17 protein-coding genes and 1 pseudogene are annotated in these 19,198 nt (G+C 63.0%); 4 read left to right on the forward strand and 14 right to left on the reverse strand.

Features of this window, described 5'->3' with window-relative positions:
* From ACFWYE_RS27835 to ACFWYE_RS27845, 3 genes and pseudogenes are all read right to left on the reverse strand, one after another.
* Positions 1 to 224: pseudogene (locus tag ACFWYE_RS27835) on the reverse strand (3-oxoadipyl-CoA thiolase); the annotation flags it as partial.
* Position 225: 1 nt separating this feature from the next.
* Positions 226 to 891: a 3-oxoacid CoA-transferase subunit B gene (locus ACFWYE_RS27840; protein ID WP_379115343.1), complete on the reverse strand. Its 666-nt coding sequence runs from the start codon at positions 889 to 891 to the stop codon at positions 226 to 228.
* Complete coding sequence (locus tag ACFWYE_RS27845) at positions 888 to 1,610, reverse strand: 3-oxoacid CoA-transferase subunit A (RefSeq protein WP_379115344.1); 723 nt, start codon at positions 1,608 to 1,610, stop codon at positions 888 to 890. The genes ACFWYE_RS27840 and ACFWYE_RS27845 overlap by 4 nt, the downstream gene beginning before the upstream one ends.
* A 120-nt stretch (positions 1,611 to 1,730) precedes the next feature.
* On the opposite strand from ACFWYE_RS27845, the gene ACFWYE_RS27850 reads away from it, so the two are divergent.
* The gene (locus ACFWYE_RS27850) at positions 1,731 to 2,492 is read left to right on the forward strand and encodes an IclR family transcriptional regulator C-terminal domain-containing protein (RefSeq protein ID WP_379067230.1); all 762 of its coding nucleotides are present in this window, start codon (positions 1,731 to 1,733) and stop codon (positions 2,490 to 2,492) included.
* A 76-nt stretch (positions 2,493 to 2,568) separates the two neighbouring features.
* Here ACFWYE_RS27850 and ACFWYE_RS27855 read toward each other — a convergent pair whose 3' ends face one another.
* Positions 2,569 to 3,369 (reverse strand): alpha/beta fold hydrolase, encoded by an 801-nt coding sequence (locus tag ACFWYE_RS27855; RefSeq protein ID WP_379067228.1) that lies wholly within the window; start codon positions 3,367 to 3,369, stop codon positions 2,569 to 2,571.
* A 576-nt stretch (positions 3,370 to 3,945) separates the two neighbouring features.
* Between ACFWYE_RS27855 and ACFWYE_RS27860 the strand changes: the two genes are divergently transcribed.
* The gene (locus tag ACFWYE_RS27860; RefSeq protein ID WP_379115345.1) at positions 3,946 to 5,595 is read left to right on the forward strand and encodes a class I adenylate-forming enzyme family protein; all 1,650 of its coding nucleotides are present in this window, start codon (positions 3,946 to 3,948) and stop codon (positions 5,593 to 5,595) included.
* Positions 5,592 to 6,587: an NAD(P)H-dependent flavin oxidoreductase gene (locus ACFWYE_RS27865; protein ID WP_379115346.1), complete on the forward strand. Its 996-nt coding sequence runs from the start codon at positions 5,592 to 5,594 to the stop codon at positions 6,585 to 6,587. The genes ACFWYE_RS27860 and ACFWYE_RS27865 overlap by 4 nt, the downstream gene beginning before the upstream one ends.
* Here ACFWYE_RS27865 and ACFWYE_RS27870 read toward each other — a convergent pair.
* Positions 6,510 to 6,839, reverse strand: a complete 330-nt coding sequence (locus tag ACFWYE_RS27870) for a DUF3870 domain-containing protein (RefSeq protein WP_379067222.1) — start codon at positions 6,837 to 6,839, stop codon at positions 6,510 to 6,512. The genes ACFWYE_RS27865 and ACFWYE_RS27870 overlap by 78 nt on opposite strands.
* A gap of 136 nt (positions 6,840 to 6,975) precedes the next feature.
* Here ACFWYE_RS27870 and ACFWYE_RS27875 point away from each other — a divergent pair, with 136 nt between their 5' ends.
* Positions 6,976 to 9,348 carry an aminotransferase class III-fold pyridoxal phosphate-dependent enzyme gene (locus ACFWYE_RS27875; RefSeq protein WP_379115347.1) on the forward strand — a complete coding sequence of 791 codons (2,373 nt, stop codon included), beginning with the start codon at positions 6,976 to 6,978 and terminating at the stop codon, positions 9,346 to 9,348.
* 118 nt (positions 9,349 to 9,466) lie between these two features.
* Here ACFWYE_RS27875 and ACFWYE_RS27880 read toward each other — a convergent pair whose 3' ends face one another.
* The 9 genes from ACFWYE_RS27880 to ACFWYE_RS27920 all read right to left on the reverse strand — a co-directional run bounded on the left by ACFWYE_RS27880 (position 9,467) and on the right by ACFWYE_RS27920 (position 18,979).
* On the reverse strand, positions 9,467 to 11,143 hold the full coding sequence (locus tag ACFWYE_RS27880) for an amidohydrolase (protein WP_379115348.1): 1,677 nt from the start codon (positions 11,141 to 11,143) through the stop codon (positions 9,467 to 9,469).
* Positions 11,116 to 12,495, reverse strand: a complete 1,380-nt coding sequence (locus ACFWYE_RS27885; RefSeq protein WP_379115394.1) for an aminotransferase — start codon at positions 12,493 to 12,495, stop codon at positions 11,116 to 11,118. The genes ACFWYE_RS27880 and ACFWYE_RS27885 overlap by 28 nt, the downstream gene beginning before the upstream one ends.
* Before the next feature lie 65 nt (positions 12,496 to 12,560).
* A complete protein-coding gene (locus ACFWYE_RS27890; RefSeq protein WP_379115349.1) occupies positions 12,561 to 13,331 on the reverse strand; it encodes an enoyl-CoA hydratase/isomerase family protein in 771 nt (256 codons plus the stop codon).
* Positions 13,331 to 14,518, reverse strand: a complete 1,188-nt coding sequence (locus ACFWYE_RS27895; RefSeq protein ID WP_379115350.1) for a CaiB/BaiF CoA transferase family protein — start codon at positions 14,516 to 14,518, stop codon at positions 13,331 to 13,333. The genes ACFWYE_RS27890 and ACFWYE_RS27895 overlap by 1 nt, the downstream gene beginning before the upstream one ends.
* Positions 14,515 to 15,249 carry an enoyl-CoA hydratase/isomerase family protein gene (locus tag ACFWYE_RS27900; RefSeq protein ID WP_379067214.1) on the reverse strand — a complete coding sequence of 245 codons (735 nt, stop codon included), beginning with the start codon at positions 15,247 to 15,249 and terminating at the stop codon, positions 14,515 to 14,517. The genes ACFWYE_RS27895 and ACFWYE_RS27900 overlap by 4 nt, the downstream gene beginning before the upstream one ends.
* 10 nt (positions 15,250 to 15,259) lie before the next feature.
* The gene (locus ACFWYE_RS27905; protein WP_379067212.1) at positions 15,260 to 16,204 is read right to left on the reverse strand and encodes a hydroxymethylglutaryl-CoA lyase; all 945 of its coding nucleotides are present in this window, start codon (positions 16,202 to 16,204) and stop codon (positions 15,260 to 15,262) included.
* Positions 16,201 to 17,016 carry an ABC transporter permease gene (locus tag ACFWYE_RS27910; RefSeq protein WP_379067210.1) on the reverse strand — a complete coding sequence of 272 codons (816 nt, stop codon included), beginning with the start codon at positions 17,014 to 17,016 and terminating at the stop codon, positions 16,201 to 16,203. The genes ACFWYE_RS27905 and ACFWYE_RS27910 overlap by 4 nt, the downstream gene beginning before the upstream one ends.
* Positions 17,016 to 17,921, reverse strand: a complete 906-nt coding sequence (locus ACFWYE_RS27915) for an ABC transporter permease (protein WP_379115352.1) — start codon at positions 17,919 to 17,921, stop codon at positions 17,016 to 17,018. Before ACFWYE_RS27915 ends, ACFWYE_RS27910 begins: the two co-directional genes overlap by 1 nt.
* Entirely contained in the window at positions 17,918 to 18,979 is a 1,062-nt protein-coding gene (locus tag ACFWYE_RS27920) for an ABC transporter ATP-binding protein (protein ID WP_379067206.1), read from the reverse strand. The genes ACFWYE_RS27915 and ACFWYE_RS27920 overlap by 4 nt, the downstream gene beginning before the upstream one ends.
* Between the last annotated feature and the right edge of the window lie 219 nt (positions 18,980 to 19,198).

Below are 19,198 nucleotides of genomic sequence, written 5' to 3' on the forward strand. Positions count from 1 at the left end.
GCCAGGAGCGCTGCCATGCGGGCGACGTTGCGGTTGTCCTCGCCGGCCTGGTTGGCGCAGCCATAATAGACGTCGTCGACCGCTTCCCAGTCGATCCCGGCATTGCGCGCCACCAGTGCCCTGATCGGCTCGGCACCGAGATCATCCGCACGAACCGAGGCAAGAACCCCGCCGAACCGGCCGATCGGCGTGCGAACATAATCGCAGATATACGCTTCGCTCATGTTAGACCTCCGGAACGTTCAGCATGCCGATGTCACCCTCGACCAGCAGTTCCGCACCGGTGAGTGCCTGCAATTCATCGAAGCTGAAGGCAGGTAGTTTTTCCCGCAGGACGAAGCGGGAATTCACGATGTCGATGACGGCAAGGCTGGTGTAGACACGCGTCACGCAGCCCACCCCGGTCAGCGGCAGGCTGCAGCGCTTGACCAGCTTGGGCTTGCCATCCTTGGTCACGTGATCCGTTATGACGGCAACGCGCTTGGCGCCATGCACCAGGTCCATGGCGCCGCCAACCGCCGGCACGCCTTTCGGACCTGTGCTCCAGTTGGCGAGATCGCCTGTTTCGGCAACCTCATAGGCCCCCAGGATCGCCACATCGAGATGGCCGCCGCGCACCATGGCGAAGCTGTCGGCGTGATGGAAGAAGGAGGCACCGGGCTTCAACGTCACCGCCTTCTTGCCGGCGTTGATCAGATCCCAATCCTCCTCCCCCGCCGCCGGCGCTTCGCCGAAGTTGAGAATGCCGTTCTCGGTGTGGAAGATCGCCGCGCGTCCGGATGGCTGGAACTGCGCCACCATCTCGGGAAAGCCTATGCCGAGATTGACATAGGCACCGTCTTCGATGTCCTGCGCCGCCCGCCAGGCGATTTGGGCGTTGGTGAGTTTCATGCGTATTCCACTCCCTGCCTGATCAGCGCCTCTTCCTGTGCGGCGTAGGTGACCTTGACGACGTGATCAACGAAGATCCCGGGCGTCACCACATGCTCGGGATCGACGCCACCGGGCTCGACGATGGCATGTGCCTGCGCCACGGTCGTGCGTGCCGCCATCGCCATCAATGGCGAGAAGTTGCGCGCCGCCTTGCGGTAAGTGAGATTGCCATGGCGGTCGGCCAAATCGGCCTTGATCAACGCCACATCGGCCTTCAGCCAACGCTCCTGCACATAGCTGCGGCCTTCGAATTCGGCAACCGGCTTGCCGGCGGCAAGTTCGGTGCCATAGCTCGTAGGCGTATAGAATGCCGGAATGCCGGCACCGCCGGCGCGAATGCGCTCGGCGAGTGTGCCTTGCGGCACAAGTTCCAGCTCTATTTCGCCCGCAAGGTATTTTTCGGTGAAGGCGCGCGGGTCGGACGAGCGCGGGAACGAACACACCATCTTCGCCACCATGCCTTCATCGATCATGGCGGCGATGCCGATACGACCGTTGCCGGCATTGTTGTTGATCACAGTCAGCCGTCCGGGGCTTCCTGTCGCCCGGAAACGATCGATGAGCGCATGGATAAGCTCGATCGGCGCACCCGCGCCGCCGAAGCCGCCGATCATTACGGTCGCGCCATCCTCGACAACGGCTACCGCCTCGGCCAGATCGGCCACTATCTTGTCCATGCTGTCCTCTCAATGGGGTGGCCGCAGTATGCGACAATCGGGAGTTCCTTCAACGCGATTTGTGCGATATCGTGTTTTTGTTGACTATTCGCACAAATGAGTATGCGTGGAAGTGAAGCGATGCCTCTCCCGGAACGCGACATCATGGGCGGACTGGCCAAAGGCCTGTCCGTCATCGAGACCTTCACGGCCGAACGTCCGCGGCAGTCGATATCGGAGGTTTCCGTCGCATCGGGGCTTGACCGAGCTACCGCGCGACGCTGCCTGCTGACGCTCGCCCATCTCGGCTATGCCGATTATGATGGCAAGTTTTTCACCCTGACGCCTCGGGTGCTGCGGCTGGGCACCGCCTGCCTTGCCACCATGCCGCTTCCACAACTGGTGCAGCCCCTGCTCGACAGCCTGTCCGAACAGCTCGGCGAGAGTTCCTCTGTCTCGATCCTCGACGGGACCGATATCGTCTATGTGGCGCGCGCGGCCCAAAAGAAAGTAATGTCTATCGGCCTCATGCCGGGCTCCCGCCTGCCCGCCTATTGTACTTCTATGGGCCGGGTGCTGCTTGCAGCCCTACCCGAAGCTGCAGCCGGAGAAATCCTCTCCCGGGCGCCATTGACGGCTCGGACCAGCCATACCCTTACCGATCCGGAAGCGCTCGTTGCGGAATTCGCGCGGGTCAGGCTGCAAGGTCACGCGATCGTCGACCAGGAAGTTGAGCTTGGGCTGCGCTCGATCGCCGTCCCACTCTACAATTCTCGCGGCCAGACGGTCGCGGCGATGAATGTCGGCGTCGCGGCGTCGCGGACGGAAGCCAGCGAGATGGCGCGCCTCTATCTTCCCGCGATGACCGGCGTCCAGGCGGAATTGCGCGGGCTGATGCGCTGACAGAACCTCGCGACGGGCCAAGCGGCCCGCCACGGTCTTTTGCAGGTCTGGAGGTAACCCGCAAAAAAGAACAGCCCTATTTCGGCAGGTCGTGTACCCATTTCGAAATGGCTTCGGCAACAGCAGCCGGCTGTTCGGGGATCAGCGCATGCGAGGCATTGGGCACGGTGACCGTGGTCACGCGCTCGCCCAACTGCTTGCGCAATTCGTCCCAACGGTCACGCGGCTTGAACGGATCTTCCTCGGGAATGATCTCGAGGATGGGCGCGGTGCCGGCGGCCCACCACACTTTCCTCGGCACCGGCTTTTCCGACTGCATCGCGGTGACTTCCGGATACCAGCCTTTCAGCCAGCCGCTCGCGTCGTGGCCCTTGGCAAAGAAGGCACCTTTCAACGCGGCCAGACGCTGCTCGTCCGGCAGGCTGAGATTGCCGGCAAAATCGGGCGCCCACCAGACAAGAGGGTTGCGTTCCGCCGTATCGCTGGCCGACCCCGCCGCAACGACGACACCGCGCACCTTTTCGGGATAGCGGGTCGCAGTCATGCGGGCAACGAAATGGCCATAGGCATGGCCGGCGACGACGGCGCGTCCATCGCCCAGGGCATCGATGACATTGGCAACGTCCTGCGCGAAATCATAGAGATCCACGCCCTTCATCGGACCGACCGACCTGCCAATTCCACGCGGCTGGGGCCGGAGAACCTTGAAGCCATCGGCAGCCAGTGTCTTCGAGAGCTGGTCATAGTCGCCATAACTGTCCCTGCCTTGCGACGGCAGCAGGACGACAGCCGGTCCCTTGCCTTGGACTAGCACCTCGATGGCGACATTTTTGTTGGTGACGATTTCCGTTTGTGCCGGTCCGCTTTCCTCTGCCATGAGGACAGCCGGCATGGCGGACAGCAACATGGCCGATAAGGCTAAGGAAAGAAAACCAGTTCGCGACATTCCCCTCATCTGCTTTCTCCTGGTCTGTTTGAGATTGTAAACATGACAGCGTGCCGGCGTTGCCGAATGGTCATCGCCGGGCAACAACTGCCCTTCGACCGAACAGAGCCGTTCGTGACCCCATTCGCGTCAGAAGCACGCGCTTGCTTGTTTGCTGAAAACTCCAGCTCCGTTGCAATATTTTAGTTGATAATGTGAACTACATCGTTCACATTATCAACTATATGTCAACTGCCGCGGCAGTGGCCACGCAACCCGAAGCATCTCAGTCATGTCACGCACCCAACCCATCGCGCGAAGGCAACTTGCGCTCCAGACTCTCGCGAGCACCTCCCAAGTCCTCGGCTTGACATCCAGCAAATCGGGAGTCATTCAAACGGGTGCTAGGAGACTTCCTGGCGCCGCGCCCGAAAAGGCGGCGGTGCGATTTTCAAGGATTTCAGACCGGCGGATGTCATGGCGCTTAGCCACGACAGCCGCCGGTTTTTCGTTTTGGAGGACTGGTCAGTGACCCAGACGCAGAACCGGCAACCGTCCGGCTCTCCCGACATCGCGCCCACCATTTGCGCAGCGCTCGATCGCGCGGCAGCACTCCGACCAACGACCGAAGCTCTGGTCGGCAATGGCGACCGGATTGCGTTCGACCGACTGCGGAGCGAAAGCCTGAAGGTGGCCCGTGGTCTTGTCGCCTCGGGCATCCGCCATGGCGACCATGTCGCGATCTGCGCCGGCAACAGCGTCGAATGGGCAATCCTGTTCCACGGCATCGTGCGGGTCGGCGCGGTTTGCGTGCCAGTCAACACGCGCCTGACGCCAGGCGAGATCCGCACGCAACTCGAACGCGCCGATGCACGGATGTTGCTGACGGTCGATAGCCTGCTGAAGATCGACTTCACAGCAATGTTGCGCGAGATCTGCCCGACGATCGATGCGGCGCTGCCGTCTCCCGAGCTGCCGCTTCTGTCGGACATTGTCGTCATCGGCGATACGGCACCGGCAACCTGTCGGCTCTATGCCGAATTCCTCGTCAGTGGTGAGGGCATCGAGCTCCCGCCCCCGCCCGATCCGGACGATGTCGCGCTGATCCAGTTCACATCCGGCTCGACCTCCTTCCCGAAGGCGGTGCTGCTTACCCATGCCAACATGGTGACCGATGCCCATTTCCTCGGCAAACGTATGGGTGCTCGCGAAGGGGACCGTTATCTGTCGGCCCGCCCCTTCTTCCACGTTGCCGGTTCGACGCTCGCGGTCGTGCTTTCCGCGGTGCATGCGATCACGCTCGTGACCATGCATCGCTTCACCGGCGAGGAAGCGCTTCGTCTGATCCGCGAAGAAGCCTGTACCCTCACCTCGGGCAACGACACCATGTATCTGATGATGCTGGGCAGCCCGGACTTCGAACCGCTCTCCTACACGCTTCGTGGCGGATGGGCGGCGATAAGCCCGGCGATCATGCGGCGCGCGGTCGAGGAATTCGGCGCAGGCCAGACCGTCACCGGCTATGGCCTGTCCGAAGCATCGCCCAACATCATGGCCTCCGATCACACCGATCCTGTGGAAGAGCGCATCGCCGGCTGGATGCGCCCGCACTCCGGCCTGGAAGTCCGCATCTGCGAACCGGAGAGCGGTGCCGAACTGGCTCATGGTCAGAAGGGCGAAATCCGCGTGCGCGGCTGGTGCGTGATGAAAGGCTACTACCGCGACGAACAGGCGACGCGCGAGACGATGACAGCCGACGGTTTCCTCAAGACCGGCGACATGGGCGTCATGCGCGAAGACGGTCGCGTCACCTTTGTCGGGCGTCTGAAGGAGATCATTCGTGTCGGCGGCGAAAATGTCGCGCCGGCCGATATCGAGGACGTGCTGATCGGCCATCCCAAGATCCGCCAGGCGCAGGTTTTTGCGCTGCCCGATCCACGGCTCATCGAAGTGCCCGGCGCCTATGTCGTGCCGCGCGACGGCGAGACGGTGACCGCCGACGAGGTTCTGGCCTGGGTCAAGCCGAGGCTCGCCGGCTTCAAGCTGCCGAAATATCTCGCTGTCATCGAAAGCTTCGACATCGTCGGCCTCACCGCGAGCTCGAAGGTGCCCAAACGCCTGCTGATCGAGCATGCCAGACGTCATTTCGGCCTCGACGAAAGGGAGAAGGCTTCGTGAGCACCCGTTTCACCAGGACATTCGGCGTCGCCCAGCCCATCGTGCAGGCAGGGATGAGCTGGGCTTCGTCCAATCCCGCACTGCCCGCCGCCGTCTCCAACGCTGGCGGGCTCGGCGTGCTTGCCGCCGGCCCGATGTTTATCGAGGACTTTCGCAAGGCGCTGAGAACCCTGAAGGCAGCAACCGACAAGCCCTTCGCAGTCAACGTGCCACTTTACCGGCCGCAGGCCGACGAAATCCTCGACATCGTCATCGAGGAAGAAGCGCCGATCCTTATCGCATCGCAGGGTGGCCCGAAGAAATACCTATCCCGTTTCCAGACCGCCGGCATCAAGTGCATCCACGTCGTCGCCTCGGAGGCCCACGCGCTGAAAGCGCTCGAGGCCGGTGTCGATGCCATCGTCGCCGTCGGTGGCGAAGCCGGCGGTCATCCACCGCCCGACCAGGTCTCGACACTGGTGCTGGTCCGCGCGATCGCCAAGGCAGCACCGGAAGCAGTCCTGATTGCAGGCGGCGGCGTCGCCGATGGCGCGGGCATTGTTGCCATGCTCGCGCTCGGGGCGGACGCGGTGCAGCTCGGCACACGCTATCTCGCGACCAAGGAGGCGAGCGTGCACGAGGCCTACAAGCAAAAGGTCCTCGCGGCAGGGATAGCCGACACGGCATTGGTTGGCAGCGGCATGAGCCCGATCCGCATGGTCCGCAACGATTTCTCCGCGCGGTTCCTCGAGGCCGAAGCCGCCGGTGCCGATATCGAGGCACGCCGGGCGATGTTTACCACCAGCTCGCTCAAGCTGGCGGCCCTCGACGGTGATGTCACCAACGGCAAGATCGAGGCCGGCCAGAGTGCCGGGCTCATCGACGACCTCCCCGGAGCGAAAGAACTGACGCTGCGCCTGATCGCGGAATACCGCTCAGCCCTTGCCCGCCTGACGGGCCTCGACATAGCGCTGGAAAGCCGCCTGAAGCGCCGTCTGCAGGGAGTTCTTTGACGGCGTATGGATACGGTTTTCTATCATCGCGATGAGCCCTTCGAGCCCGTCGGTCAGGCGATAGCCCAGCACCGTGCGGCGGAAGAAGTCACGCGCCAGGTCGGTTACGAATGTCGCGTCGGCCGCGACGATCTCGTGGGTCTTCAAGTCGATCTCCAGCACGACACCGATCCAGGTCATGGTTTCCGACATGCCGGTACCACGCGGCGCCTGAGCGTAGCCGCTGACGAGTACGGTGCGGTTCTCGCTCATGTCATCTCCCTCCCGGTTCGTTTGTCGCGAAAAGAAACAATCACATCCGGCATGTCAACGCATTCGCCAGCATCGCGAAATGCCGCGGACGCAGCGGCCGCATGAACGACTTCCGCGCCACATCAGGAGCTTGAACATGCTGGAAAGCAGGTCACGACAATCTGCAGAACGCAGCGCCGAAACCGGCAACATCCTGACAGCCCGTGTTCCCCGGCTTTCCCCGGATGAAATCACACGTCTGCTCGGTGTCTACGGGTTGTCCGGCACGCCCAGGCCCCTGCCCGGCGAGCGCGATCAGAACCTGAAGGTGACGGCCGCGGACGGCCGCCAATATGTGCTGAAGATCGCCAACGCAGCAGAACCCGCGCAGGCGCTCGCCTTCCAGAATGCCGCGCTCGATCATGTCGCAACGGCCGATCCGTCGCTGCCGGTACCACGCACGGTCACCTCACTGGAAGGAGCGACGATCGTGCCCGTGCACCACGACGGCACGGTATTCATGGCCCGGCTCGTCACCCATCTGCCTGGCGAACCGGCGCTCGACTTTCGCGCTACACCCGGCTTCCGCCGCGACGCCGGACGGATCGCGGGTCAGCTCGATCGCGCCCTCTCCGGCTTCCGGCATTCCGGTGGTCCGGCCGACATGATCTGGGATCTGCGCCATGCCGCGGCGCTGGAAGATCGCATCCATCTCGTCGCCGATCCCAAGCGCCGTGCGATCGCCGAAACTGTCATGGCCAGTTTCAAGGTCCGTGTCGTACCGACCTTTGCCAGCCTGCGCAGGCAGGTGATCCACAACGACATCCACCAGAACAACATCATGCGCGACCCGCGTTCCGGTGCGATCACCGGCATCATCGACTTCGGCGACATGGTGGAGACCAGCCTTGTCAACGAGGCGGCAATCGCGATCGCTCATCAGCTCTACCGTGAGCCGGATCTTCTCGGCGTCGCTTCCGAATTCCTGTCCGCCTATGCCGCCGCGATGCCCCTCGAATGCGCCGAAATCGCCGTTCTCTTCGACCTCGTGAAGATGCGGCTTCTGTCCCGCGAGATCATTGCTGCCTGGCGCAGCGCCACATCAGGCGGACCATCGCCATATCGGGCCGACATTTCCGAAATGGGATGGGAGGCGCTGTCGCGCGCCCTCTCGATCAGTCCTGCACACGCTACAGAACACCTGGAGAAAGCCATGACCGCGCTCGCAACCGCACCACGTTCAACCTCGACTGATCAAGCCTATGAAGACCTGATGGCGCGGCGAAGGAAGGCCATGGGGCCGATGTACAAGGAATTCTACCAGCAGCCTTTCATGCCGGTGAAAGGCGAAGGCGTTTGGGTGATCGACGCGCATGGAAAGCGTTATCTTGATGCCTACAACAACGTGCCGCATGTCGGCCACTGTCACCCGCATGTCGCCGACGCGGTGGCAAGGCAGGTACGGGTCTTCAATTCCAACACCCGCTATCCGAGCGAGTTGATCGTCGAATATGCCGAGCGGCTGACGGCCACCATGCCGGACCATCTCGACACGGCTATGTTCGTCTGTTCGGGCACCGAAGCCAACGAGCTTGCCTGGCGCATCGCCACGGCGAATACTGGGGGCACGGGCGCCCTTGTCACCGACGCAGCCTTCCATGGCAATTCAACGATCATCGGCGCGCTAGACACGGCAACGCTTCCGCATGACAAGCTCGAGCCCTGGATCGGCACTGTGACCGCGCCGCGCTTCTCGGGTGCTGTCGAAGGCAACGGCAAGGCACTGTCTTCAAACGACTACGCCGCCACCTATGCAGAAAGCATTGCAAGGCTGGAAAAGCGTGGGCATCTCCCGGCCGCCTTCTTCGTCTGCCCGGTCTTCGCATCTGACGGCCTCTATTCGGTGCCAACCGGCTATCTCGATCCGGCCATTGCCGAGATCCGCCGCGCCGGTGGCCTCGTCATCGCCGATGAGGTGCAGACCGCGCTCGGCCGCACTGGCACCCATTATTGGGGCTTCCAGCATGCCGGTCTCGTTCCCGACATCGTCACCATGGGCAAGCCGATGGGCAACGGCATTCCACTGGGCGTCGTCGTCGCGCGCCGCTCGCTGGTCGAGGGCTTCCTGCAGACCCAGCGCTACTTCAACACCTTTGGCGGCAACCAGGTTGCCGCCGCCGCCGGTCTCGCCGTTCTTGATGTGATCGAGGATGAGAAGCTGCAGGAAAATGCACTCCAGGTTGGAACCTATCTGCGCGAAAACCTCGCCGGTCTGATCGGCCGCCATGCTGCGATCGGCGACGTACGTGGCACCGGCCTTTTCGCCGGCGTGGAAATTGTCGAAGGCGACAAACCATCGCCCACGAAAGCACGAGCCGTGATCGAAGACCTGCTTGCACGCGGCGTGCTGGTCGGCCTCACCGGCGCCGGCAAGAACCTCCTGAAGATCCGCCCGCCAATGGTGTTCTCCCGCGAGAATGCAGACATGCTCGTCGACGCGCTCGACAAGTCTCTGGCCAAGATCGGCTGAAGGCGGAGCGCGACAATCCCGGGTTCGCCCGGGATTGGGAAAGAGCAAATGAGAACCCCGCCGGACGGACTCCGGCGGGGTTTTTTCCGTGCAGCAGTCGAGATCAGGCTTGCCGAATTCAGGCGGCGTAGACTTCCCTGCCTTCGAAGAAGGTCTTCAGCACTTTCGTGCCCGCGACGGCACGCGGCTCCACGGCGTAGAGATCGCGGTCGAGCACGATGAAGTCGGCCGAGAACCCTGGGGCCAACTGACCCGTCCGGTCACCGAGGCCCATGCCTTGCGCGCCGTTGCGCGTCATCAACGGCAACGCCTCATCGAGCGTGATTGCCTCATGCGGCGAATGTACACCTGGCAACCGGCCGGAGGGATCTGCACGGGTGAGAAGCCCTGCAAGGGATTGCCAGGGATCCAGCTCCGGGAAGACCGTCATCCAGTCGGACCCGACCGCCATCGTCACACCCGCCTCCAGCATGGTGCGGATCGGCCAGACCGTGGCGTAGCGTTCCTTGCCGACGACGCGTTCATGCGCGAGGCTTGCATGGTTGACGAACCACATCGGCGGATTGAGGTCGGCAATGACCCGCAGCCGCTTCATGCGCGGAATGTCCTCATGCGGGATGTACTGGCCATGGGCAATGTGATGCCATGGGCCATTGTCGCCGTTTTCGGCGCGGACCCTTTCGACGGCGTCGAGCACCCGGCATATGGCGGCGTCGCCGACGGCATGGACCTTCACGCCGATGCCTCGCCGGTCGTGCGCGGCGATCTCGGCGAAGAGTTCGTCGGGCGACAGGTACATTTCGCCGTGTTCGTTCGTGCCGGGATAGGCCGCGATCATTGCCGCGGTCTTCAGGGATGGCACACCGTCGAGGAATATCTTGGCGTTGCTGGCCACCATATGCGGGCCACAGGCGGCTTCGTGGCGGCTCAGGAACTCCTCCGCTTCCTTGGACCAGGTCGAACAGGTCCGGCTGGCGGACAGGTGAAAGCCGGCCCATGTAGAAAGGTCGCCTGCATCATCGAGGGTGCGGAAAGCAGCGATCATTTCCGGCGTCGACTGCGCGTCGGAAAAGCCGGTGACGCCGACCGAGTTGAAATAACCGACGGCCGCGCGTGCCACGTCGACGATCTCGCCGTCCCCGAGCGCCGGGACGGCGCCATCGACGATCCACATCGCGCTTTCCTCGAGCAGGCCCGTAGCCTCGCCGTCGACGCGCACAATACGGCCGCCGGCAGGGTCTGCAGTCGAGGCTTCGACGCCCGCAGCGGCAAGCGCCGCACCGTTGGCGAAGGCACCGTGCAGGCTGCCATGGGTAAGAAGCACCGGACGGCCGCCGCTCGCCTCGTCAAGCAGCCGCTTTGCCTCGATGCCGAGTTTCTCGATATCGGCCAGTGCCGTCGCACCGTAGGCGCTGCCGGTGAGCCAGGCGCCCTCCGGCTTGCCTTCGGCGGCCTTTCGCACGCGCGTCAGCACCGCCTCGAAATCGTCGCCGGCGTCGATGGCAAAGGAGCGCAGCCGTGTCGTCATGCCGGATATGACATGCATGTGGAAGTCGACGATGCCCGGCATGGCGAAGCGTCCGCCAAGATCGACGACCGAGGTGTCGGGGCCGGCAAGGTCCCGAAGCTCGGCTGTCGTGCCGATGGCAGCAATGCGACCCGAGATATCGATAGCGAGCGCCTCGGCTGTCGGACAAGCCGGATCCATTGTCCGGATCGCGCCATTGATGAAAAGCGTGGTGATGTTCATCTGCTCTGGCCGATCGATCAAGCTGCGGCCTTGGCGTTGGCCCATGCGAGCGTCTGATCGAGCGCTTCACGGAATGTGTCGACGATGATGTCGATTTCCTTGGGCGTTACGATCAAGGGCGGTGAAAACGACATGGTCTCGCCGAGATTGCGGGTGACGAGGCCACGCTCCAGCGCAAAGCGCGAGCAAGCCGCGGCCGCGCCGATCGAGGCATCGAACGGCGCCTTGGCTTTCTTGTCGCTGACCAGCTCTACGCCAGCCATCAAGCCGATGCCCCGCACCTCGCCGACGATCGGATGATCCTTCAGCTCGGCAAGCCGTTTCTGGAAGTAGGCCCCGGTCTCGCGCGCGTTGCGAGTGGTGTCGAGTTCCTCGTAGCGGTTGAGCGAAGCGAGTGCGGCAGCAGCGCAGACTGGGTGGCCACCATAGGTGTAGCCGTGACCGAAGACGCCGACCTTGTCGGATTGTTCGCGCATGGCATCAACGATCTTTTCCGAGACGATGACGGCGGAGATCGGCAGATAGGCGGAAGACAGCGCCTTGGCGCAAGTGATCATGTCGGGCTTGTAGCCGACCGCTTCCGCCCCCCAATAGGCGCCGGTGCGTCCGAAGCCGCAGATGACTTCATCGGAAACCGTCAGCACCTCATATTTGTCAAGCACTGCCTGGATGGCTTCGAAATAGCCCTCTGGCGGCATGACGACACCACCGGTCCCCATAACCGGCTCGGCGAAGAAGCCGCCGACGGTTTCCGGTCCTTCGGCCAGGATCAGTTGCTCGAGTTCGTCCGCCATCCGCTTGACGAAATCGGCTTCAGTCTCGCCGGGCTTGCCCTCGCGGTAGTAGTGCGGGCAGGTCACATGCAGGAAGCGGTCGATCGGCAGATCGAACTCGCGGTGGATGTTCGGCAGGAAAGTAAGGCTGCCGGAAGCGATGCCTGTGCCGTGATAGGCGCGCTTGCGGGCGATGATCTTCTTCTTTTCGGGCCGGCCGAGCGCATTCCAGTAATACCAGATCAGCTTGACGGCCGTGTCATTCGCTTCCGAGCCCGAGCATTGGAAAACGACACGGGACATACCCGGTGAATTCTGGATGAGTTTTTCGGCAAGATCGATCGACGGATTGTTGGAGCGGTGCGCAAACAGGTGGAAGTAAGGCAGTTCGTCGATCTGGGCCTTTACGGCTTCCTTGATCGACGTGTCGGAGTAACCCAGTGCCACGCACCACAAGCCTGACATGGCATCCAGGTACCGGTTGCCGTTGTCGTCATAGATATAGGCACCTTCGCCACGCGTGATGATCATCGGACCATCCTTCTCGTGCTGGCGGATATTGGTCTGCGGGTGCACCTGGTAGCGAATATCGCGAGCGGCAGCGGAATTGGCGGTCATGGTCAGTCTCCCAAAAGCATGTCCCGAACCGGGCGGCTGCGAAGATCATGCGACAAACAAAATGGTCTCTTTCAGCCGGCGTCGGCGCTGCCGTTGCCGACATTCTGCAGGAAGCGGTCGACGCCGTTCTTCCAGCCATTGTCTGCAAGCACGCGTTCGATTGCGGCGAGTTCAATGCGGATGCCTGAATCGAGATCCGTCCGCGAACCGAGATCGACGGACTGCTTGGTCAGCGCGATCGAAAGCGGCGGCGCTTCGGCGATCTTGAGCGCGATCGTCGTGCCCTCTTCCGCTAGCTTCGATGGCTCTGTCAGTCGGGCCACCATGCCGAGCGCATAAGCTTCCTCGGCTGGCATCTCACGTCCGGTGTAGAGCAGTTCCTTGGCGCGTGACACGCCGACGACGCGCTGCAGCCGCTGCGTGGCGCCGACCGTGCCCCAATGCGCCTCCGGAAAACGGAAGCTCGCATCGATCGCCGCGACGATGAAATCGCAGCTCATGGCGATCTCGCCACCCGAACCGACTGTTGGTCCCTGCACAAGCGCGATCACCGGCCGGGTGCAGCGCTCGATCATCGAATAGGCTTCGAAGGATGCAAGCCGGCGCTGCCGGATCCAGGCCGCGTCACGCCCCTTGCGTTCCTTGAGGTCGGCGCCGGCGCAGAACACCGGCCCTTCACCCTCGATAAGGACGACACGGATATCGTGGTCGCGGTCGATTGCCCTGAACGCCTCAGTCAGCCCATGGCACATCGGCAGATTGAGTGCGTTTCGCGCCTCGGATCGCGAAAGAACGACGCGGGCGACTGCTCCTTCGCGCTTGACCTTGACCGGTCCCGACATCAGATCACTCCTTCGCCGCGCAATCTGTCTATTTCCTCGGCCCGCAGGCCGAGCATCTCGCCGAGCACATCTTCCGTGTCGGCACCGAGAACCGGCGGCACGCCGATCGAAATCTCGTCGTAGCCGGACAGCCTGATCGGCGTGCGCAGCGCGCCTACCTTGCCGGCCTTGGGGTGTTCGAATGCGGCGACCATCCCGCGTGCCTCGACATGAGGATCGTCCAGGACTTCGGCAACGCTGTTGACCTCGCCTGCCGGCACATTGGCGGCACGTAGCGCTTCGGCGAGGTCGTCACGACCACGTCCGGCGATCGCCACCGTCATCGCGGCCATGACCCGCTCGCGCTGGACGACGCGCTCGGAATTGCGATCCAGTACCGGGTCCGCCGCGAGTTCGTCGAGGCCAAGCACCGAGCAGATCGCCTTCCAATGCTGGTCGGAGCCCGAGATATGCAGCCAGCGTCCATCCGCGCATTCGAAAGCCGCGGAAGGAACCCGACCCGGATGTTCGGTGCCGGTACGCTTGGGGTCCTCGCCGAGCAGGAACCAGCGTGCGGCAGCGATGGTCAGCATAGACACCTGCACGTCGAGCATAGACAGGTCGACATGAGTGCCCCGCCCCGACTGCGCGCGCCCTGCAACACCTGCCAGGACGGAGATGGCAATCCACAGGCCGGAAGAGAGATCGGCAAAAGGCACGCCAACTTTCGCAGGCGCTCCATCCGGATGGCCCGTCAATGCCATGACGCCCGAAAGGGCCTGGAAGATGGTGTCATAGCCGTTGCGCTCGCTGTAGGGACCGGTCTGGCCGAAGCCGGTGCACGAGACGTAGACGAGCTTGGGGTTGTCGGCTGAAAGTTGTTCATAGCCGAGTCCGAAGCGTGCCATTTCTCCCGGCAGGAAATTCTCCACGACGACGTCCGCCTTCAACGCGAGCGAACGCGCGATCGACTGACCATGTGGGGACTTGAGATTGAGCGTCACCGATTTCTTGCCCCGGTTGAAAGCGAAGAAATAGCCGCTGTCACCACTGGCCACGCGCGGCTCGAACGAACGTGTCTCGTCTCCGCTGCCCGGCCGCTCGATCTTGATCACCTCGGCACCAAGTTCCGCCAGGATCTGCGTTGCCATCGGCCCCGCGAGCACGCGGCTGAAGTCCAGGATGCGGATGCCGTCGAGCGGTTTCACTTGTCCGTCCTCCGGAAGCCGCGCATCAGCGCGTTGACGTCGCGTCCGGCGGCCATGGCGGCGTCGAAAGGCAGATCGGCGACGCGATAGAACAGCGCCTTGGCGGCGGCCATCGCCATCGGATTTGCCTTTGCCCACTGGTTTGCGATCTCGAGCGCGGTGTCGATGACGGCATCCACCGCGACAACGCGGTTGGCGAGGCCGAGCGCCTGCGCTTCGTCGGCCCCGATCAGCCGTCCAAGGCTCACCATCTCGAAGGCGGCCTTGCGTCCGAGCTGCCGCTGCAGTCCGGTCATGACGAGAGCCGGCACGATATCGTGCTTGAGTTCGGGATAGCCGAATTTGAGGTCGGCCCCGGCCACCATCATGTCGCAGCCGATGGCCAGGCCGGCGCCTCCGCCCACCGCAGCCCCTTGCACCGCCGAGACAACAGGCTTCTTCATCTCCTGTAACCTGGATTGAAGCCGGCAGGTCAGGTCGGCACGGGTTAGCACGCGATGCTGCTGGTCCGGCGTCAGGTCCTTGAATTCGGAGAGATCGGCGCCAGCGCAGAACCCCTTGCCTTCACCGGCAAGGACGACCGCACGGATCGTGTCGTCACCATCTGCCGCGTTCAATGCATCGAGCAACCCTTGAGTCAGCTCCGTATTGAGGGCATTGAGCTTGTCGGGCCGGTTCATGCGGATGATCCGCACGGCATCCCGATCCTCGACAACAACGCATTCTGGCATGGTGGTCCTTTCAAGCATTCTCACGGGCCTCGGCAAATGATGTCGCGAATCCGGCTCGCGCCACCTTGCTGTCGAGCTGGCGCCCGAGCACCTGCTCGCAGAGGCGCGAGGCAACCATCACCCTGTCGAGATCGAGTCCGGTCGAGATCCCTTCCATCTCGAAAAGATTGACCAGGTCTTCGGTGGCCACATTGCCCGCTCGACCCGAGCCGTAGCGGATCTTCGTCGGATGGCCGCCGACGCCACCGAAAGATGAATCGAAATAGCGGCAGCCGGCTTCGTAGGCCGCAGCGCAGTTGGCGATACCGATGCCGCGCGTGTCGTGAAAATGACCGACGCAGGTCACGGCCGGGGCGGCCTCACCCAACAGACGGAAGAGTTGCGCGACCTTGGTCGGCGTGCCGAGCCCGGTGGTGTCGCCGATCGTCACGATCCCGACGCCATGCCTAGCGAAGCGCAGCACATCCTCGACGACACGCTCCGGCGGAACCTCTCCCTCGAACGGACAGCCAAGCGCGACCGAGATGACGCCGACGAGCCGGAACCGGTCACCTGCTGCCTCGACCATCTCGGCGATGCGCCTCCATTGGCCTTCGCGCGATGTGCCGAGGTTGCGCTGCGTATGGGCTTCGGTGGCGGAGGCAAGCAGGCTCACCTCGTTGGCGCCGTGCCCGGCAGCAAGATCGGCCACCGCCCGCTCGACACCGGTCAGGTTCGGCGCCGTTGCCTTGTAGAAGACGCCAGAGCGTCGCGTGATGCCGGCAAGTAGGTCGCCAGCATCGCCAAACGCCGGCACCTTGCCGGGATGCGAATAGCTGGTCGCTTCGATGCGCGGGAAGCCCGCCTCAGTGAACGCGTCGATCAGCGCGATCTTGTCGGCGGTCGCGACAAAGGCCGGTTCGTGCTGCAGCCCGTCGCGCGCGAAGCATTCGCAGATGACGACGTCGGCGGTCATTTGCGATCCTCCCGGCCACGCAGCAATTGCGAGCCGACAAGCAGGATGATCGAGAGCCCGATCAGCAGCGAGGAGATCGCCGCGACGGTGGGGTCGATCTGGTCGCGGATGTTGGCGAACATCAGCCGGGTCAGTGTCGCGTTCTCCCCACCAGAGATGAACAATGCGATCACCACCTCGTCGAAGGAGGTGACGAAGGCGAAAAGCGCTCCCGACATTACCGACAGACGGATCTGCGGCAGCGTAACGGTGAGGAAGGCCCAGGGACGGGAGGCACCGAGGCTTTGCGCTACTCGCTCCTGGTTCATGTCATAGCTGGCCAAACCACTCAGCACCGCGATGACAACGAAGGGCAATGCCAGCACGGTGTGCGCCATCACCAGGCCGGTCGTCGTGCCGTTCAGGCCGATCTTGGCGTAGACGAAGAAGCAGCCGATGGCGACGAGGATCAGCGGAACCAGCATCGGCAGCATGAACACGCCGCGGGCCACGGAAGAGGCCGCACCATACGCCCGCGAGATACCGTACGCGGCAAGTGTGCCGAAAGTGGTTGCAAAGACCGTTGTCAGCAGTGCCGCGCGCAGCGAAACGAAAGTTGCAGCGCGCCATTCGGGCGATCCCAGATAGGCCCCGTACCACTGCAGGCTCCAGCTCCTGGGCGGGAACTCCAGATATTTGCTGCCCGAGAACGACATCGGGATGACGATAAGGCAGGGAATGATCAGGAAAGCGAAGACCAGCGCTACCAGCATATATAGCCAGAGCCTCTGGAAATGCGTGATCTGGGTTTCGGTCGCGGGACGGTTCAGCATCAGCGTACGCCCTCAAAACTGTTGACCCTGAAGAGCCGCTTGAAGACGTAGAGGATGAAGGCGGTGACCACGAGGAGCACGACGCCGAGCGCACTCGCCGCCCCCCAGTTGCCATAGACGGAAATGTTGTTGGCGATCTGCATTGCCCACATCGCGACGCGGCCGCCGCCAAGCAATGCCGGCGTGACGAAGAAGCCAAGGCAGAGCACGAAGACAAGGGCCACGCCGGCTGCGAGCCCGGGCAGCGACATCGGCAGGAATACCTGGCGGAAAGCCTGTGACGGCGTGGCACCGCAATTGGCGGCTGCGCGCATGTAGACAGGGTCAATGGCCCGCATCGAGGCGTAGAGCGGCAGGATCAGGAACGGCAGCATAACATGTACCATGCCGATCACGGTGCCGAGCATGTTGTGGACCAACGGCAGCGGCGCGGAGATCAGACCAGCGTCGATCAGCCACGTGTTGACCAGTCCGGTACGCTGCAGAAGCACGAGCCAGGCATAGGTACGCACCAGAACCGAAGTCCAGAACGGCAGCACCACGAAGATCATCAGCAGCCCGGCTGTGCGCTCGGAAAGCTGCGACAGCAGATAGGCGACGGGGTAGCCGAGAAGCACGCAGACCAGCGTCACCAGGCCCGCCACCTCGAAAGTCGAGATAAAGGTACGCACGTAGATCGGTTTCAGCATGCGCGTGTAGTTTTCCAGCGTCGGCTCGCCGGAGGGTCCGAAGAAGGAAAGCCAGAACAGCCAGCCGATCGGCAGGATCTGGACAAGGAAGATCAGGATCGCGCCCGGCAGCGTCAATGAAGCGAGCGCCCGTCGTTCGCGGCTGCCCTGGCGCTTCAGGACATCGGCGTTGTGGTCGGCATCCGCGATGTCCGGGTGATTGAGCACCATCGTCATGACTTGTCCGCCACCAGGATCGTGTGTTCCCGATCGAGCCACAGCTGGATCGGCTGCCCGCGTTCCGGCAGGTCCTTGCCGCCGAGATCCGGACCACGGCGCAGATCGAGTTCGATGCCATCGGGCATGCGCACCGTGATCAGATAGCTGTCACCCTGGTAGATGACGTCGGTCGCCTCCGCCTCGATCCGGTTCGCGGTTTCGGTTTCGTCACCCTTCCAGCGCAGCCGCTCCGGGCGGATGACGAGCCACGGCTTGTCGCTGCCCTTCCAGTCGTCGCGCGTCCTGAGCGGACGGCCATAAAGGAGCGCGCCGGTGGCTCCCGTCTCGACCGGCAGGAACCGGGTCTCGCCGATGAAATCCGCAACGAATTTGTTCTTCGGCCGATCATAGATCTCGTCAGGCGTTCCGAGCTGCACGATCTTCCCGCCGTTCACGACGGCGATGCGATCCGAAAGCGTCAATGCCTCGCGCTGGTCATGCGTGACATAGACGGTGGTCGTTCCCAGCCGGTCGTGCAGCCGCTTCAGCTCGAGCTGCATATGCTCGCGCAGCTTCTTGTCGAGCGCTGAAAGCGGCTCGTCCATCAGCAGGATCGACGGTTCGAAGACGATGGCGCGCGCCAGCGCAACGCGCTGTCGTTGACCGCCCGAAAGCGCGTTGACGCCACGGTCGGCAAGATGCGCCATCTGGACCAGCCCAAGCGCTTCCTCGACCCGGCGGTCGAGTTCGGCGCCGGATACGCCGCGCAGGCGCAGCGGATAGCCGACATTGCGGCGCACGCTCATGTGGGGGAACAGCGCGTAATTCTGGAATACCATGCCGAGATTGCGCTTATGCGGCGGCAACATCAGGAATTCGGCATCGTCTATGGTGATCGAGCCGGAATCCGGGCGCACAAAGCCGGCGAGCACGTTAAGCAGCGTCGTCTTGCCGGATCCCGACGGTCCGAGCAGGGTCAGAAACTCGCCCGGTGCAATATCTAGCGACACGTCATCGAGCGCGAGAAAGCTGCCATAGGCTTTTTTGATGTTTCGGATTTCGACCCTGCCGGGCATCGCGGCCTCCTTGTAAACGGTCGGCATTGGCTATGCACTCAAGCGTGAATGCAGCCAGGACGCATCTTGCGACCGACGACAGGACGCGTCGAGCACTTCGGCGAGGCTCGGCGTTTGACCGGTTTTCTCCACAAAGGGCGTTGGCAACATCATTCACAATCCACCGGTACAAGACGTGTCAGAGATCGCTGCACCAGTCTGCGAGCCGGGACAGGCGCG

Origin of the sequence: Mesorhizobium sp. NPDC059025 (assembly GCF_042739655.1) — a bacterium.
Lineage (GTDB): Bacteria > Pseudomonadota > Alphaproteobacteria > Rhizobiales > Rhizobiaceae > Mesorhizobium.

Coding starts and splice junctions, on each gene's coding strand:
- ACFWYE_RS27875 (WP_379115347.1), top strand. CDS start 6,976: ATGCTGGAAAGCAGGTCACGACAATCTGCAGAACGCAGCGCCGAAACC.
- ACFWYE_RS27850 (WP_379067230.1), top strand. CDS start 1,731: ATGCCTCTCCCGGAACGCGACATCATGGGCGGACTGGCCAAAGGCCTG.
- ACFWYE_RS27870 (WP_379067222.1), bottom strand. CDS start 6,839: ATGAGCGAGAACCGCACCGTACTCGTCAGCGGCTACGCTCAGGCGCCG.
- ACFWYE_RS27905 (WP_379067212.1), bottom strand. CDS start 16,204: ATGACCGCCGACGTCGTCATCTGCGAATGCTTCGCGCGCGACGGGCTG.
- ACFWYE_RS27845 (WP_379115344.1), bottom strand. CDS start 1,610: ATGGACAAGATAGTGGCCGATCTGGCCGAGGCGGTAGCCGTTGTCGAG.
- ACFWYE_RS27910 (WP_379067210.1), bottom strand. CDS start 17,016: ATGCTGAACCGTCCCGCGACCGAAACCCAGATCACGCATTTCCAGAGG.
- ACFWYE_RS27855 (WP_379067228.1), bottom strand. CDS start 3,369: ATGGCAGAGGAAAGCGGACCGGCACAAACGGAAATCGTCACCAACAAA.
- ACFWYE_RS27840 (WP_379115343.1), bottom strand. CDS start 891: ATGAAACTCACCAACGCCCAAATCGCCTGGCGGGCGGCGCAGGACATC.
- ACFWYE_RS27920 (WP_379067206.1), bottom strand. CDS start 18,979: ATGCCCGGCAGGGTCGAAATCCGAAACATCAAAAAAGCCTATGGCAGC.
- ACFWYE_RS27900 (WP_379067214.1), bottom strand. CDS start 15,249: ATGCCAGAATGCGTTGTTGTCGAGGATCGGGATGCCGTGCGGATCATC.
- ACFWYE_RS27915 (WP_379115352.1), bottom strand. CDS start 17,921: ATGACGATGGTGCTCAATCACCCGGACATCGCGGATGCCGACCACAAC.
- ACFWYE_RS27890 (WP_379115349.1), bottom strand. CDS start 13,331: ATGTCGGGACCGGTCAAGGTCAAGCGCGAAGGAGCAGTCGCCCGCGTC.
- ACFWYE_RS27880 (WP_379115348.1), bottom strand. CDS start 11,143: ATGGGCCAACGCCAAGGCCGCAGCTTGATCGATCGGCCAGAGCAGATG.